The following is a 15,629-nucleotide window of genomic DNA, read 5'->3' as shown; positions in this document are numbered from 1 at the left end:
TTTATAACTAGTGCTTACACCAATAGCACCAAGACCTGGAAATCCACCAAATACATTTTTATCATCTGCTAATGTTTGACTATTAGCATTCATAGTTAAACCACCTGGAGTTGGAACCCCAGCATCTGAATAATGGTAGCTAAACCCATATCCACCACCATCAAGTCCAATTTGTCCTAAAACAGATGCAAGAGTTATCATAGCCCAGTGAGCTTGCTCTCCGTGATGAGCCCTTTGAAAACCCCAACCTGCCATAATCATAGTTCTATTTTTAGCCATAAGTTCTGCTAATTCTTTTATTTTTTCTGCTTTTATACCTGTAATTTTTTCTGCTAATTCAGGAGTTTTTGGATTATTCTCATCAAATAATCTTTCTTTTAATTTAGCAAATCCTACTGTGTATTTTTTAAGGAATTTTTCATCGTGAAGATTGTTTTTAATTAGATGATAACACATTGCTTCTACTAAGGCAACATCGGTTGTAGGATTAATAAATACTTGTTCTGCACCTAAAAATCTTGCTGTATCATTATATACTGGGTCAATATTAATTACTTTTATTTTTCCATCTTTAACTAATGCTTGTAATTTTTCCATGTATGGGTATGTTTCGTGAGTTGCAACACCCCAAGCAATTTGATTAGTGTTTAGTATATCGGTAGACCACATTACAATTACTTTTGAATGTTCTAATACATTGTCCCAAGGTGTATGTTTAGCATTTGCTTCATCGTAACCTGTGATATGTGGAGTTATAGCACTAATACAATGACAAGAATAATTTAAAGTTCTTGTTGTAAAACCACCTGCAATATTTAACATTCTTCCAAGTAAGCTTTGTGGGTTATTTATATTTCCAACACAATACCAGCCGTAGCTACCACCATACACAGAATGGTGTCCATATTTTTCATAAACTCTTTTAAGCTCATTAGCTACTAATTCATAAGCTTTTTCCCAAGTAATCTCAACAAATTCTTCTTTACCCCTTAAATTTTTAGGAGCTTTTTCAAATCCTTTTTCTAAAACACTTTTTCTAACGCTTGGGTTTTTAATTCTATCTTGTGAATATACTCTATTTACTACACCATTCATAAGAGTTGTTGGTTTAAAATCCCCATTAAAAGCCTTAAATCCTTCAACTTTGCTACTTCTAATAATTGGATGATAAGCTCCAAAATGTGAAGCACTAATTAAGCTTTCATCTATTTTAGGAATAGCGTTTTCACCAATAAAATCAACAGCACCTAAACTTGACGCACTAGCTGCTACTCCTGCTGCACCTTTTAAAAAGCTTCTACGAGATAACTTTTCCATAAATTCTCCTTTTAGTTTAAATAAAACTTAATTTTTTAAGTTATATAAAAATTATAATATTAAAATATGAAAATAAGTTAATGGAATAATTTTAAAAGCTTGATATTTATTAATTTGAATATTATTCTAAATATTTAAAAAAAATAATCATTTCATTTCTTTTGACATTCTATAAATGAATGAAAATACTTCTGCAACAGCCTTATACATTGCAGGTGGAATTTCTTCTCCTAATTCTAATTTGCTTAATACTTCACATAATTCTTCATCTTCTTTAATAGGAATATTATGCTCGTTAGCTAATTTTATAATTCTTTCGGCAATTTCTCCGCTACCTGTTGCCATTACTTTTGGAGCATTATTTTTGTCCTTGTTATAGCCTAAGGCTAGGGCTTTTCTTATCTTACTCATACTTTTTTATTAAATCCTAAGTCTAATGTATATTCATCTTCGTATTTGCTCTCTCTTAATTTACTAATAAAGAAATTAGAAGTAATTAAACCAGCTTTTCTTAAATCTTTTTTAAAACCCCTTGCGTGATTGATTAAGATTTCTCTAAAATTATCATTTTCTATCATCATATTAATATCTAAATATTTATCTTGATTTAAACCAAGCATAATATTAATAGCTCCAAGTCTTTTAAATTTCAGCTTAATTTGTGCGTAAAATTTATCTTCGCTATCACTTTTAAAACTGATATTTGATTCATCTAAATCATCTAAAGAGTAGGGTAAGTATGTATTTACCTCATTATTTGCAACTGATATTATTTGATTTAATTCTATTTGATTTAATAGTTTTTGGCTCATATCATAGGCTATTTTATTATCTTTTGCTAAAGCTACTTTTGAAGTTTGAAGCAGTATTGATTTAGCATCATTTGAAATGGAGTTGTTTATATGTTCTGCAGTTCTAGTTACAACCTGATTTATATCTTTTTTGGCTTGATTTAAGTGAGTTTTTAGGCTTTTTATTTCTTGAGTATTTATATAATTTTTAAAACTTTCTTCATTTTTTAAATTAGCACTTAGTAATTTTGTCAAACTTTCAATTTTATTTTGCAAACTCAAATTCTCGCTATTTAAAATAGAACTTATTGTATTGTTTTGATTGATTGCTTGTTTGATTTCTGGATTGTTTAACAACTTTAATTCTTGTTTAATATCTTGAGATTTTGTTATATCTTGTAAAGCTTTTAAATCACTTTTTATATCTTCACTTGATTTTTCTATAGGTTTTTCAGTGGCTTTTATTTTATCATCTGTGGTTTTAGAATTTAAATTATTGATTTTTTGATTTTCCTTATTTTCAAATTCTTTTGTTGTTTTTATTTCAATTTTATTAGTATCTTTAGTATAAATATCATTATTATTTTTTAGAATTTCTTTAATATTTTCAAGTTTGCTTAAAATATTATTCTCATTATTTGAAATTTTATAATTATTTTGCACATTTGATGGGTTGTTTATGATTTCTTTTGCTAGATTTTTTATGTTTTGAATATCAGCTTTTAAACTTGCTAATTTTGGTAATATGCTTTTTACTTTATCGTTTTTAACTTCAATATTTATTAGGTTTTTTATTTCTTTATTGATTTTATCTTCTAATTTATTTGCTACTTCAATTAGTTTTAGTGGTTCGGTATTTTTTTGCAAATACGCTCTAGCGTTTTTTAATAATTCTAAAGTTTTTATAACAGGGGTAGTGGTTGATTTATTTTCTAATTTTTGATTTATAAAATTTTCTAATTTTTCAAGGGATTTTTCGGCACTCATTTGCTCTTGACCGAGTTTAAAAATCTCACTTTTTAAATCACTTGTTTTGATATTTTTCATAAATGAAATAAGCCTAAAAAAGCTTTGTGGTAAGGCTTGTTCGTTTAGATTAGCCCTTAGTTTGCTCTCTAAAAATACTCCTGAATTATTTAAAGCTTGAAATAAGGCTTTTGAATCTTGCATTTTGGTATTTAATAAATTATCAAGCTTACTTACAAATACTTCTAAATCCTTATCCTTGCTTAAAATTGCTTTTAATTCTTTAATATCTTGAGCGATATTTTTTGAAATATTTATGTTTTTTGCGTTTTCGCCTAGTTGGTTTAAATCTTTACTTGATTTTATTCCATCAAGTAATTTATTTACGATTTTTTTAAGACCTAGTTCTAGTGTTTCATCTTCGCTTAAGGCTTCATTGATTAACGAACTACCTTCTTTTAAGGGTTCTTTAATATCTTTTGTATCTTTTACATTGGGTTTTAAATTCCCTTGTTGCTTTAATCCTAAATCACTATTTACTAAAGAATTTAAAGTCGTATTTATATTATTCATCGTTGCCTAAATGCACAAATTGACTTGGTTTTTGCTCAAATTCTATTCTATTTACAGCGTCAATTTTTGGTTGGGTAAGAGTAAAAATAGCTAAGAAAAACAATAAAACTATATAAACTAAAATATAAGCATTAGCTCCAAAATTACTTATCATAAAGCCTAAAATTATAGGAGATAAAACAGAGCTTGATACATAAGCAAACATTAGCGTTCTTCCGATTTCAAGCATTTGCGAGCTTTCTTTTGCTCTATCGCTAGCCCTTGCAAGTGCTAAAGCATATACGCAAAAAAGTCCCATTCCAAGGAAAAAGCATAAAATAAATATAGCAATTTTGTTACTTGCTAAAAAATATAGCCCTAAACTTGCAAAAAATGCAAGTATTACGCAAGATAAAATCGCTATTTTTCTACCATAAGTATCAGAAAATTTACCTATAAATAATTGTGCTATAAATCCGCCTAACATTGCTGTAAAAATTAGCAAAGATATATCTTGAATATTATAATTTAATGCTAGAAAATATGTCTGAGACATAGAAAAAAATCCATTCATTAAAAAGCCACCAACAAATGCTGATATAAATGCTAATTTTGATACATTAAAAATATTTGGGATACTTATTTTACGCCTTTCCTTAAGGATAGGTTGTTTGATTTTTAATAAATTAAGTGGTAACGAACATAATAAAATCACTATAACAGCCATTATAAATACATTATTGTAATCTGGTTCAAAATATAACAATAATACTCCTATGGCAAAACCAGAGTAAAATACTATTTCATAAATTGAGAGCATTCGTGAGCGAATTTCGTTTTTTGATTTTTGATTTATCCAAGATTCAATAATTACTAATAATGTATAGTATGAAAATCCTATTGTAAATCTTAAAATAGCCCAAAAATATATTTCTTTTGTAAATATATGCAAAATTGCAGCTATAGCAAATAGTGAAGTAAAAAAACCAAAACTTCTAATATGTCCTACTTTTTGAATTAGACTATGAGAAAAAAATGTGCTAATTAATGCGCCAAAATATATGCTTGAACTTACTAATCCTACATAAAATTCATCATATCCAAGATTTTTTAGTAGTATAGAATTTGAGCTTAGTAAAAAAGAATTTCCTACAAACAATAGCAAAGACGCAAATAATAATGCTCTTAAAGAGTTGATTGTTTTTATCATTTAAATATCCTTACTAATAATAAGTTTAAAATTATTACAAAAGAACTTACAAAAAAAGCAATTATATTAAAAAGCTTATTATTAATTAATATTAATACGAGTATTATAAAAAAAACATAGGCTAAAAACTTATATATATTTATAAATATTTTATAATGTTTAATTGCTTTAAAATTCTCTTTAATTCCTTTTTTTGGTATATAAATAGGGTTTGTATTTTGTATAAAAAATCTAGGTGTATTAGCAATTTGGAATTTAGGTAATGATTTTTTAAGACTTAAATAGCTTAGAAATGGAATTATTAAATTAGCATAAAATGCTAGTTGGATACTATAAAAAGCATCTAAACTAGCAAAGTATAAACATAAAGCTATATTAAAAAATATTAAAGATATTACTAATTTATACATAAAACATTAACTTAGCACAAAGCACAATAAGAATAGCTAGAGTTAATGCTAGTGGGTGTATTATTTTGTTTAAAGGATTTGGTTTTTTGATTACGAATTTGAAAATTAAACTAATAGCTACCATTATAAAAATTAAGCTAGCAAAAGCAACTTTTAGCATAAAAATTTTCTGAAATGTAGTGTCAAAAAAGCCAATCTCGCTACCAACCCATCTACTCATCATCATACCGCCTGTAAGTATTAACAATACTACACAAATTGGCATAATTTTAATAGCTCTTTTAGTTATGCTTTCTTGAATTTGTTGTGCTAATTCTTGGCTTAGATTTTTCTTAGCACGACTAAAGATAACAACATCAAAAAACAAATAACCAACAAAAATAATCGCACAAAAAATGTGAATAATAAGTGCAAATGGATATAAACTTTCCATAAAAATCCTTTCATAATATTTTTAAATGAGATTATATTTGTCTTTTTTGTTTGTTTTATTGATTTAGCTTAATTATTATAAAAGTTTATTAATAAATTGTTCTAGGGCAAAATGCCCTAGATTATTAATCTACTTTAAAGTTTTCAATTTCATTGAAGTTTAGATATTTGTAGATATTAGCCTTCTTGCTATCGCTTATTTTATCATTTACTAATTCTAAATATTCACTTGGGTTTGGTAAGCGACCAAGTAAAGCACAAACAGCAGCTAATTCAGCGCTACCTAAATAAACTTGAGCGCCTATACCCATTCTGTTATCAAAGTTTCTTGTGCTTGTACTAAATACAACAGCTCCATCATTTACACGAGCTTGGTTACCCATACATAAGCTACATCCTGGAACTTCAATTCTAGCACCTGCTGCACCATAAATTGAATAATATCCTTCTTTTGTTAGTTGAGCTTTATCCATTTTTGTTGGAGGTGCTACCCATAGACGAGTTTTAAGCATACCTTTACCTTTAATAACTTCTCCTAAAGCTCTATAATGTCCTATATTTGTCATACAAGAACCAACAAATACTTCATCAATATTTTGTGGGCGTTTGCTATCTGCTAATACTTCACTAAGAGTTGCTACATCATCAGGGTCGTTTGGACAAGCTAGGATAGGCTCTTTTATAGTATTTAAATCTATTTCAAAAATATGCTCATAACTAGCGTCTTTATCAGCTCTTAATAATGTAGGATTATTAAGCCATTCTTGCATTCTAGCTTTTCTTCTTAAAAGTGTATTTTTATCTTCATATCCAGCTTCAATCATAGCATCAATTAAGCTTATGTTAGAATTTAAATATTCAGCTATGCTTTCTTTACTTAAATTAACACAACATGCAGCTGCGCTTCTTTCAGCACTTGCGTCGCTTAATTCAAATGCTTGTTCTACTTTTAGATTTTCTAAGCCTTCAATTTCTAAAACTTTACCAGCAAAAATATTCTTTTTGCCTTTTTTCTCAACCGTTAAATAACCTTCTTTTATAGCTACATAAGGAATTGCATTTACTAAATCTCTTAATGTAACACCAGGTTGTAATTCGCCTTTAAAACGAACTAAAATACTCTCAGGCACATTAAGTGGCATAGCACCTGTTACAGCAGCAAATGCTACAAGTCCTGAACCTGCAGGAAAACTAATACCTATTGGAAATCTTGTATGTGAATCAGCTCCAGTTCCAACTTCATCAGGCATAGCAAAACGATTTAGCCAACTATGAATTACCCCATCACCTGGTTTAAGTGAAACCCCACCTCTTGAACTCATAAAATGTGGTAATGTTGTGTGTGTTGTTACATCGCTTGATTTAGGATATGCTGCTGTATGGCAAAAACTTTGTAATACAAAATCAGCATTAAATCCTAAGCTAGCAAGTTCTTTAATCTCATCTCTTGTCATTGGTCCTGTTGTATCTTGACTACCAACGGTTGTAGTTTTTGGCTCTATATACATTCCAGGAACAACGCCTTCTAAACCACAAGCACGACCTAGCATTTTTTGAGCTAATGTATAACCTTTAACTTTTACTTCAGGTTGAGATGGTTTTTTAAATATTTCTTCTTTTGGCATACCTAAAACATCTCTAGCTTTAGCACATAATCCACGACCTACGATTAGCGGAATTCTTCCACCTGCACGAACTTCATCTAAAAGAGTATTTGGATTTATTTCAAAAGTTGAAACAACTTTACCATCTTTTTTAATTTGTCCGTTTGCAATATCAACAACAAATCTATCTCCCATTTCAAGATTTGTAACATCACAAACTATTGGTAAAGCACCACTATCTTGAGCGGTATTGAAAAAAATTGGAGCAATAGTTTGTCCTAAAATCACACCGCCTGTGCGTTTATTTGGAACTCCTTTTATATCTTCACCTATGTGCCATTGAACTGAATTTATTGCTGATTTACGGCTTGAGCCAGTTCCTACAACATCACCTACATAAGCTACTTGAATGCCAGATTTTTTAAGTTCTTCTATTTTTTCAATACTACCTGGTTGTCTTCTAACTAGCATTGCTTGTGCGTGTAAAGGAATATCACTTCTAGTAAATGCTTCACTTGCTGGACTTAAATCATCTGTATTTGTTTCTCCATTTACTTTAAAGCAAACGCATTCTATTTGAGATGCTACTTCAGGTCTTTTAATAAACCATTCTGCATTAGCCCAACTTGTTAGAACTTTGGTTGCGAATTTATTTCCTTTTTTATGTAATTCAGCAACTTTATCAAAACCATCATGAACGAAAATAATATTAGTTAAAGCATTTGCAGCAAGTTCTGCAATTTCATTGTTTTCTAAAGCTTTAAGTAATACTCTTACATTATAACCTCCAAGCATTGTGCTTAGCATTGATATTGCTTCAGATTTATTTATACAGGTGCATTTACTATTGTTAAATAGTATTTTTTCTAAGAAATCACATTTAATAAGCGCAGAATCATCAACACCAACACCAACACGATTAGCTAATAAATCTTTTAATTTTTCGCTATTTTTATCGTTGTTTTCTAAAAGCTCACATAATTGTTTTGTCTGAGCTACATTTAAAACCAATGCAGGGACATTAAGAGCAGCACGCTCTTCAACTAATTTTTGGTATTCTTCTAAAAATGCCATATTAACTCCTTTAAAATTTTTAAAAAGATTATAAATGCTTTAGATAATAAAAAAGTAGTTTTGTCAAGAAAAATGTATAGGGTCTATATCAATTGTTACTTTTTGTAACTGTTTGTAGTGCAAGGCTAGGTTACTTAGTAACATTTTTTTATTTGAACGGAGCAAAATATAATATCTATAATTATTGTTAATTTTTTCTATAGCACATTTTCCATAGCCTATTATTTCATAATCATTATCGTTTTCTTTGCTATTTTTTAAATGATTTGCCAAGTCTTCACATAAATTACTTGCTTCTATTTCGTTTTTTGATGCAATAATTAATCTTAATAGTCTTTTAAATGGTGGATAATTAGTTCTAAAAAATTTCTCATCTTCTAAAAATTCATCATAATTTTGCAAGTATTTTTCAAAAAAATCTTTATTTTGAGTATTTATTAACACTTTAGCTTTTTTGCTTCTTCCTGCACGACCAGCTACTTGAATAGCAAGAGCAAGTGTATTTTCACGAGCTTTATAATCAGGGTAGAATAAATATTCATCAAGTCCTAAAATAGCACAAAATGTAACATTTCTATAATCGTGTCCTTTTGATATTAGTTGAGTTCCTACTAAAATATCTATATTTCCTAATTCAAATTCTTCTAGTATTTCTTTAAGTTTAGTTGCCGAGCTTAATTCATCGCTATCTAATTTTGCAATATTTGCATTAGGTAAAGCCTTTTTTAATTCTTCGCATAATTGAGCTGTTCCTATTATTTTGCTTTCTAATATTTCGCTACCGCAATTATCACAGGTATTTTTTAAATACTCTTTTTTACCACAATAATGGCATTTATATGTTTTATTGTGTAAACTCATTGCCACAGAGCAATTAGGACAAACTTTTCTTGAATTACAATCCTTGCATACAACTTGACGATAATTACCACGCACTGGTAAAAATATCATACTTTGCTCTTTTTTATTTAAATTATCTTCTAATAAATCAAGTAAATTAGAGCTAGGTGTCTCAAGACTATCGTCAAAAAGAATTTCTTTTTCGCTTTGAAAATATGTGCCTTTTAATCTAAATTTATTTATATTTTGATTATAAAAACTTTGAAGACTTGGTGTTGCAGAGCCTAAAACGATTTTTGCATTTGTAATACTTGCTAGATAAATTGCCAAATCTCTTGCGTTATAACATGGATATTTTGAAGATTTATACGAATTATCGTGTTCTTCATCTACGATAATTAATCCTAAATTACTAAAAGGTAAAAAAAGTGCTGACCTAGCACCAATTACTAAAGGCTTATTTCCTAATTCAAATTCTATTAAATCTTTTTGTTTTTTAGCCTTAGTAATTTTGCTATGCCAAGTAATGAATAAATCTTTAAAATATACTTTCATTCTTTTTTGCATTTGTGGAGTTAGGCTGATTTCTGGCATTAAAAACAATGCTTGTTTTCCTTCATTAAGGCATTCTTGAATTAATTTTGCATATATTTCAGTTTTTCCACTTCCTGTATCTCCAAAAACCAAATTCATTTTATTATTTTGTAAACTATTTAGACACAAAAGTTGTTTTTCATTTAGTTGTAAATTTATATTTATATTTAAATTATTTTTAGTATTAGATATATTTTTGCTTAGTATAAAACTATCAAGACATAAAGATATATTAGCAGCGTAATATTTACTCATAAATTCTGCTAATTTCATTTGATTATTGGTTAGAAATTCATTGAAAATACTTATTATTTGTTTGGTGTTAAAAGTTGGCTTTTCACATTTATTAATAACAATTGCAAGACAATTTTTATTGTGTAATTTTACTTCAACCTTTGAAAATGGTTTAATTTCTTCATCACTTTCATAGGTTAAAGTTTCTAAATTATGTCCTAAAATCGCTACTTTATAATAATTCATCAAGAAGCTTTTTTGATACAAGGAATCATATTATTAATTGAATCAATTCTTTTACTATTACATTTATTACATACTGCTTCTACGCATATTAATTCTGATTTTATACTTCTATAAATAAATTTATAATATATATTAGAATTAAATGTGTATCTATATAGTTCCATTTTCTCATCTTTTATAAGATTACTATCTTTTTTTTCTTTATCTAAGTAATCTTGAAAATCTTTATCTGCTTGATAAACTGGGTTATATAAATCAGTCCATGCAGAGTATGTTGCATTGCTTGTAGCTATTGTTCTTGCTAAAAAAAGCCAACCTTTATTCTCATCTCCTCTATCTAAGCCATCTTTAAATAAAGATGTAAAAATTTTAGTAGGTTCAATTGGTTTTCCAGAAGAATTTAAATTATCTAGATTATCATAGCTTGACACTTTCCCTACCATTACATTTTTTAGCAGTTGAGCGTTAATTTTTCCATTAATACCTTTTATTTCAGAATTTAAACTAGCTATATCAGATTTAAATTTTAAATCAAAAAAATTAGGTAAAGCTACAGCCGATAATATCCCGATAATAACTATCGCAAATATTAGTTCTATCATAGTAAAGGCTTTTTTATTTACTAGCATTTTACTCGCCTAATTTTTTACAAGGTAAAACTTTTGCACCTGGATACGAATTAAGGCATTTAAAAGTTCCTTTATTTTTATCGTATTCAAATACATAGCCATTTTTATTATTATCAGCATAATAAATAAAAGTTTCATTTACAACACTATTAGTCCAACCATCCCAACTACCTTGCTTAGACCCAAAAGTAACAGGGTTTTTTAACACTGCTGCAAAAAAACTATTGCTATTTTTCATATTATTTTGGCAAGTTGTGCCTTTATCGCGCTTAGCGTCTAAACATAAGCCATCTGGGTATTTTGAAGTGCCATCTGTATAAAGGCTATTTTGCTTATATTGTTCTATGCCTGAACGAATTAAAGCTAGTGTTTCTTTTAATTTTAATATTTGTGCATCATCACGACCTGCAAATAATTTAGGAATAGCAACGCCAGCTAATATACCAATAATCACTATTACAAATATAATTTCCATCATACTCATAGCTTTTTTCATCTTATTCTCCTATTATAGAGCAATCTTCTGCTTTCCAACCGCTTAAGACCTTGCTTTTATCACACTTAAAGCTTCCATCACTTGCATCGTATTTAAAAAATACTGCTGTATTTTCTTTAGGTTTTGTAACAAATAATAAATCATCATCAGAGTTGTCCCAACCAACTGAATTTTTAGCTCTTCTATTAATTCCTTTTGCTACCTCATCAGCAAAAGCAGGAGCACCCTTACAACCACTACTGCATAATTTTGTAGGATATTCTTTGAAGCCTTTTTCTACATAAGAATTTCCAGCGTAGGCTTCAATACCTTTTCTAATAGCTTCAACTTGCTCTTTTAATTGCACTATATGTGCTGTGTCTTTATTAGCCATCATTTTAGGAATTGCAATTCCTGCTAATATTCCTATAACAGCAATAGCAAAAATCATTTCTATCATACTAAATGCTTTTTTCATCTATTTTTCCTTTATTGTTAAGAATATTTATAATATTTATTAATTCATTTGTTTGTTTTTGCAATTCTGAGTTAAGTTTTAAATTCTCTTCTTTAAGTTGTGAATTTTCTTCTTGTATTTTTTCAAATTCTTGCACTAATTGAAAGTGTGAGTAACTTTTTTTAAGATATAAATTAATAAATTGTGGTATTTCTATATTTTTTGTAGGGTTTTTTAGCTTATTTATATCATCATTTAAATAAGCTAAAAATTCTTTAGATGGAACATTAAAATTATAGCCCCTAGCTCCTAAGGTTATCGTAAATTTAGTTGTTGTTTCCAAGCACTTGCTCTATTGCTTTTAAGGTTTCTTCTTCAATTAGATTTTTATTTAATAACTCTTCTTCTAATTTACTGATTTCATATGATTGTGCTTCACATTTAGCTTTTGCTTGAGTTAATTCATTCATAAGTCTTTCGTTTTCGCTTACTAAATATTTATATTTTTCCATTAATTCTACTATTTTATTACTTAGTGTGCTTGTTATGTTATCGCTCATTTTGTTTATCCTTAATCAAATTTTAAAGCTGTGATTTTAATTATTTATAGTTAATATAATAATAAAAATTATTTTTTAGGATTAAAATGTTTGAGTTAATTAGTAATTATAAACCATCACCTGATCAAGCACAAGCAATAGAAAAGATTGTAAATGGTGTAAAAAACGGACAAAAATATCAAACTCTTTTAGGAGTTACAGGCTCGGGTAAAACTTTTACAATGGCAAATGTGATAAATAAACTTAAAATGCCTACTTTAATAATGAGCCATAATAAATCACTTTGCGCTCAGCTTTATAGCGAATTTAAAGGCTTTTTTGCGAATAATCATGTGGAGTATTTCATAAGCTATTATGATTATTATCAACCTGAAGCTTATATTCCTAGAACTGATACATTTATAGAAAAAGATAGCTCGGTTAATAATGATTTAGAAAGGCTTCGTTTAAGCTCAACTGCTTCGCTTTTAGCATACGATGATTGCGTTTGTATTGCAAGTGTAAGTGCTAATTATGGATTAGGAAATCCTGCTGAATATATTGATATGGTAGAGTTTTTTGAAGTAGGCAAATGTTATAAACAAAAAGAATTATTACTTCATTTAGTAGCTATGGGATATAGTAGAAATGATGCGTTTTTTGATAGGGGGAATTTCCGTGTAAATGGGGATATTATAGATATTTATCCAGCTTATTATGAAGATGATGCAATTCGCTTAGAATTTTTTGATGATGAATTAGAAAAGATTTATACTTTTAATACTTTTGATAATAAAAAAATAAAAGATTTAAATAAATTCACACTTTATGCTGCAAATCAATTTATAGTCGCTACTCCAACTCTTAAAAGAGCTTGTAAAGATATTAAAAATGAGCTTGATGAAAGATTAGAATACTTTAAAAAACAAGGCAAATTATTAGAAGCACAACGCTTAGAACAGCGAGTTGAATTTGATTTAGAAATGCTAGAAACTACAGGAATGACTAAAGGAATAGAAAATTATTCAAGACATTTAAGTGGGCTTAATGCAGGAGAAACTCCTTATACTTTATTTGATTATTTTAAAATAAAACAAAAGCCATTTTTAGTAATTGTAGATGAAAGTCATGTTAGTTTGCCACAATTTAGGGGAATGTTTGCAGGAGATAGAGCTAGAAAGGAAGTGCTAGTTGAATACGGCTTTAGATTGCCAAGCGCTTTAGATAATAGACCATTACAATTTGATGAATTTATTAATAAAGATTGCTTTTTTTTATTTGTGAGTGCAACCCCTGCTGAATTAGAGCTTGAGCTTAGTGGAGAGTGTGTTTATCAGCAAATTATGCGTCCAACAGGACTGCTTGACCCTGAAATTAGCATAATTGATAGCGAAAATCAAATAGAGCATTTATATGATGAGATTAAAAAGGTGATTGCTAGAAATGAGCGTGTATTAATCACAACACTTACAAAAAAAATGGCAGAAGAATTGCAAAGATACTACACAGAATTAGGTATCAAATGTAAATATATGCATTCAGATATTGATGCAATTGAGCGAAATGAATTAATAATTTCTCTTAGAAATGCAGATTTTGATGTGCTAATTGGAATTAACTTGCTTCGTGAAGGACTTGACTTACCTGAAGTTAGTCTTATAGCTATTTTAGACGCTGATAAGGAAGGCTTTTTACGCTCAACTACGAGCTTAATTCAAACAATGGGAAGAGCAGCTAGAAATGTCAATGGAAAAGTAATTTTATATGCTAAAAAAATCACAAAATCAATGCAAGAAGCAATAGATATTACGAGTGAGCGAAGAAGCTTGCAACAAGCTTATAATAAATTGCACGGAATTACTCCAAGAAGTGTTGAGCGAAAATTAGAAAAGACTTTAAAACAAAACGAAGATAATGTTTCTATAAAAAAATCAAAAATAGAAAAAATGCCAGCAAATGAGCGAGCAAAATTAGTAAATGAATTAAGAGAAAAAATGCACCTAGCAGCAAAAGAGCTTGATTTTGAACAAGCAGCATTTTATAGAGATGAGATTAAAAAACTAAGAAGTATTTAAAATTTTAAAATTAATAATTATTATTAATATTTTTTATTTAAAATATTAGTTCTTATTATCATTATTAAGGAGAACTAATGTTTAAAGGCTTATTAAAAAGCTTAGTTGTGGCGAGTGTTTTATGTGTTGGTGCTAATGCTAAAGTGGAAGTAATTAAAGATGTTTTAGATAGAGAAGTTAAGGTTGATTTACCTGCTAAAAGAATAGTTCTTGGATTTTACTATACTGACTTTTTAGCAGTAGGTGGTAAGGACGCTTTAAAAAATGTAGTAGGATTTTCTAAGGAAGTTTGGACTGGTTGGACTCCTGCTAGCTGGGACGCTTATATTAAAGTCTTGCCGGAGTTAAATAATATAGCTGATGTTGGAGAAGTTGAGCTAAGTACATTTTCAGTTGAAAAGGTATTATCTTTAAAACCTGATTTATTAGTATTAGCTGATTGGCAATATGAGATGATAAAAGACCAGCTTGAACCAATTAATAAAGCAAATATTCCTATTGTAATACTTGATTACAACCGCGAAAGTGTTGAAAGACACATAAGAAGCACCGAAGTTATAGGAAAAATTACAAACAACGAAGCAAGAGCAAATGAGCTTATAAGTTTTTATAAAGGCATAATTGATGATGTGCAAGAAAGAATTAAAAAAGCAAATCTTAAAAAGCCAAAAATTTATATAGAATTTGGAAATCTTGGTCCAAAAGAGCATAGTTATACTTTTGGTAAAGATATGTGGGGTGCTTTAATTGACCTTGCAGGTGGGGATAATATAGCAGCACCACTTGTAGAAAAATGGATGCCAATTCATCCTGAAGAAGTTTTAGCAAGTAAGCCTGATGTAATAATAATTGCTGGTCGTGAAACTGAACTTAAGAAAAATCCAGAAGCTATGGTAATGGGTATTGGAATTAATGAAGAAGAAGCAAATAAAAGGCTAAATGGTTTTAAAACTAGAGCAGGTTGGGATAGTTTGCCAGCTATAAAAGATAATAGACTTTTTGCAGTATATCAAGGAGCTAGTAGAACATTAGTTGATGCTTCTATGGTGCAATTTATTGCTAAAGCTTTATATCCTGATTTATTCAAAGATATAGACCCTATTAAAACTTATATTGATTATCACAAAAAATATCTTCCGATAATTCCAACAGGTTCTTTTGGTATCCAAGCTAAGTGATAAAAG

Annotated in this window: 15 protein-coding genes; 2 read left to right on the top strand and 13 right to left on the bottom strand. The window is 28.7% G+C overall.

Annotation, left to right across the window (positions count from 1 at the left end):
- From AVBRAN9331_RS08500 to AVBRAN9331_RS08440, 13 genes are all read right to left on the bottom strand, one after another.
- On the bottom strand, nucleotides 1–1,317 hold a 1,317-nt coding region (locus AVBRAN9331_RS08500; RefSeq protein ID WP_336612813.1), incomplete at its 3' end, for a molybdopterin-dependent oxidoreductase.
- 147 nt (nucleotides 1,318–1,464) lie between these two features.
- Nucleotides 1,465–1,728, bottom strand: a complete 264-nt coding sequence (locus AVBRAN9331_RS08495; RefSeq protein WP_214118364.1) for a FlhB-like flagellar biosynthesis protein — start codon at nucleotides 1,726–1,728, stop codon at nucleotides 1,465–1,467.
- Nucleotides 1,725–3,647, bottom strand: coding sequence for a hypothetical protein (locus tag AVBRAN9331_RS08490; protein ID WP_336612812.1), 1,923 nt, complete (start codon nucleotides 3,645–3,647; stop codon nucleotides 1,725–1,727). The genes AVBRAN9331_RS08495 and AVBRAN9331_RS08490 overlap by 4 nt, the downstream gene beginning before the upstream one ends.
- Complete coding sequence (locus tag AVBRAN9331_RS08485) at nucleotides 3,640–4,836, bottom strand: MFS transporter (RefSeq protein ID WP_336612811.1); 1,197 nt, start codon at nucleotides 4,834–4,836, stop codon at nucleotides 3,640–3,642. Before AVBRAN9331_RS08485 ends, AVBRAN9331_RS08490 begins: the two co-directional genes overlap by 8 nt.
- Entirely contained in the window at nucleotides 4,833–5,246 is a 414-nt protein-coding gene (locus AVBRAN9331_RS08480; RefSeq protein WP_336609723.1) for a hypothetical protein, read from the bottom strand. The genes AVBRAN9331_RS08485 and AVBRAN9331_RS08480 overlap by 4 nt, the downstream gene beginning before the upstream one ends.
- Complete coding sequence (locus AVBRAN9331_RS08475; protein WP_214118371.1) at nucleotides 5,239–5,679, bottom strand: copper resistance protein CopD; 441 nt, start codon at nucleotides 5,677–5,679, stop codon at nucleotides 5,239–5,241. The genes AVBRAN9331_RS08480 and AVBRAN9331_RS08475 overlap by 8 nt, the downstream gene beginning before the upstream one ends.
- Nucleotides 5,680–5,803: 124 nt before the next feature.
- Nucleotides 5,804–8,356, bottom strand: a complete 2,553-nt coding sequence (locus tag AVBRAN9331_RS08470; protein WP_336608137.1) for a bifunctional aconitate hydratase 2/2-methylisocitrate dehydratase — start codon at nucleotides 8,354–8,356, stop codon at nucleotides 5,804–5,806.
- Nucleotides 8,357–8,419: 63 nt separating this feature from the next.
- Nucleotides 8,420–10,270, bottom strand: a complete 1,851-nt coding sequence (locus tag AVBRAN9331_RS08465) for a primosomal protein N' (RefSeq protein ID WP_336612810.1) — start codon at nucleotides 10,268–10,270, stop codon at nucleotides 8,420–8,422.
- On the bottom strand, nucleotides 10,270–10,899 hold the full coding sequence (locus AVBRAN9331_RS08460) for a type II secretion system protein (RefSeq protein ID WP_336612809.1): 630 nt from the start codon (nucleotides 10,897–10,899) through the stop codon (nucleotides 10,270–10,272). The genes AVBRAN9331_RS08465 and AVBRAN9331_RS08460 overlap by 1 nt, the downstream gene beginning before the upstream one ends.
- A 1-nt stretch (nucleotide 10,900) precedes the next feature.
- The gene (locus tag AVBRAN9331_RS08455) at nucleotides 10,901–11,395 is read right to left on the bottom strand and encodes a prepilin-type N-terminal cleavage/methylation domain-containing protein (protein WP_336612808.1); all 495 of its coding nucleotides are present in this window, start codon (nucleotides 11,393–11,395) and stop codon (nucleotides 10,901–10,903) included.
- Nucleotide 11,396: 1 nt separating this feature from the next.
- Nucleotides 11,397–11,852 carry a type II secretion system protein gene (locus AVBRAN9331_RS08450; RefSeq protein WP_214149919.1) on the bottom strand — a complete coding sequence of 152 codons (456 nt, stop codon included), beginning with the start codon at nucleotides 11,850–11,852 and terminating at the stop codon, nucleotides 11,397–11,399.
- Nucleotides 11,836–12,174, bottom strand: coding sequence for a hypothetical protein (locus AVBRAN9331_RS08445; protein ID WP_336612807.1), 339 nt, complete (start codon nucleotides 12,172–12,174; stop codon nucleotides 11,836–11,838). The genes AVBRAN9331_RS08450 and AVBRAN9331_RS08445 overlap by 17 nt, the downstream gene beginning before the upstream one ends.
- Nucleotides 12,158–12,391 carry a hypothetical protein gene (locus AVBRAN9331_RS08440; protein WP_214118384.1) on the bottom strand — a complete coding sequence of 78 codons (234 nt, stop codon included), beginning with the start codon at nucleotides 12,389–12,391 and terminating at the stop codon, nucleotides 12,158–12,160. Before AVBRAN9331_RS08440 ends, AVBRAN9331_RS08445 begins: the two co-directional genes overlap by 17 nt.
- Nucleotides 12,392–12,477: 86 nt before the next feature.
- Here AVBRAN9331_RS08440 and uvrB point away from each other — a divergent pair, with 86 nt between their 5' ends.
- Nucleotides 12,478–14,445 carry an excinuclease ABC subunit UvrB gene (gene uvrB, locus AVBRAN9331_RS08435; RefSeq protein ID WP_336612806.1) on the top strand — a complete coding sequence of 656 codons (1,968 nt, stop codon included), beginning with the start codon at nucleotides 12,478–12,480 and terminating at the stop codon, nucleotides 14,443–14,445.
- Nucleotides 14,446–14,522: 77 nt separating this feature from the next.
- Nucleotides 14,523–15,623 (top strand): ABC transporter substrate-binding protein, encoded by a 1,101-nt coding sequence (locus AVBRAN9331_RS08430; protein WP_214120343.1) that lies wholly within the window; start codon nucleotides 14,523–14,525, stop codon nucleotides 15,621–15,623.
- Nucleotides 15,624–15,629: the final 6 nt, after the last annotated feature.

This window comes from Campylobacter sp. RM9331 (assembly GCF_020137685.1).
Taxonomy (GTDB): domain Bacteria; phylum Campylobacterota; class Campylobacteria; order Campylobacterales; family Campylobacteraceae; genus Campylobacter_E.
Note: the sequence above shows the minus strand (reverse complement) of the source record. Positions and strands in the feature narration are given on the sequence as shown.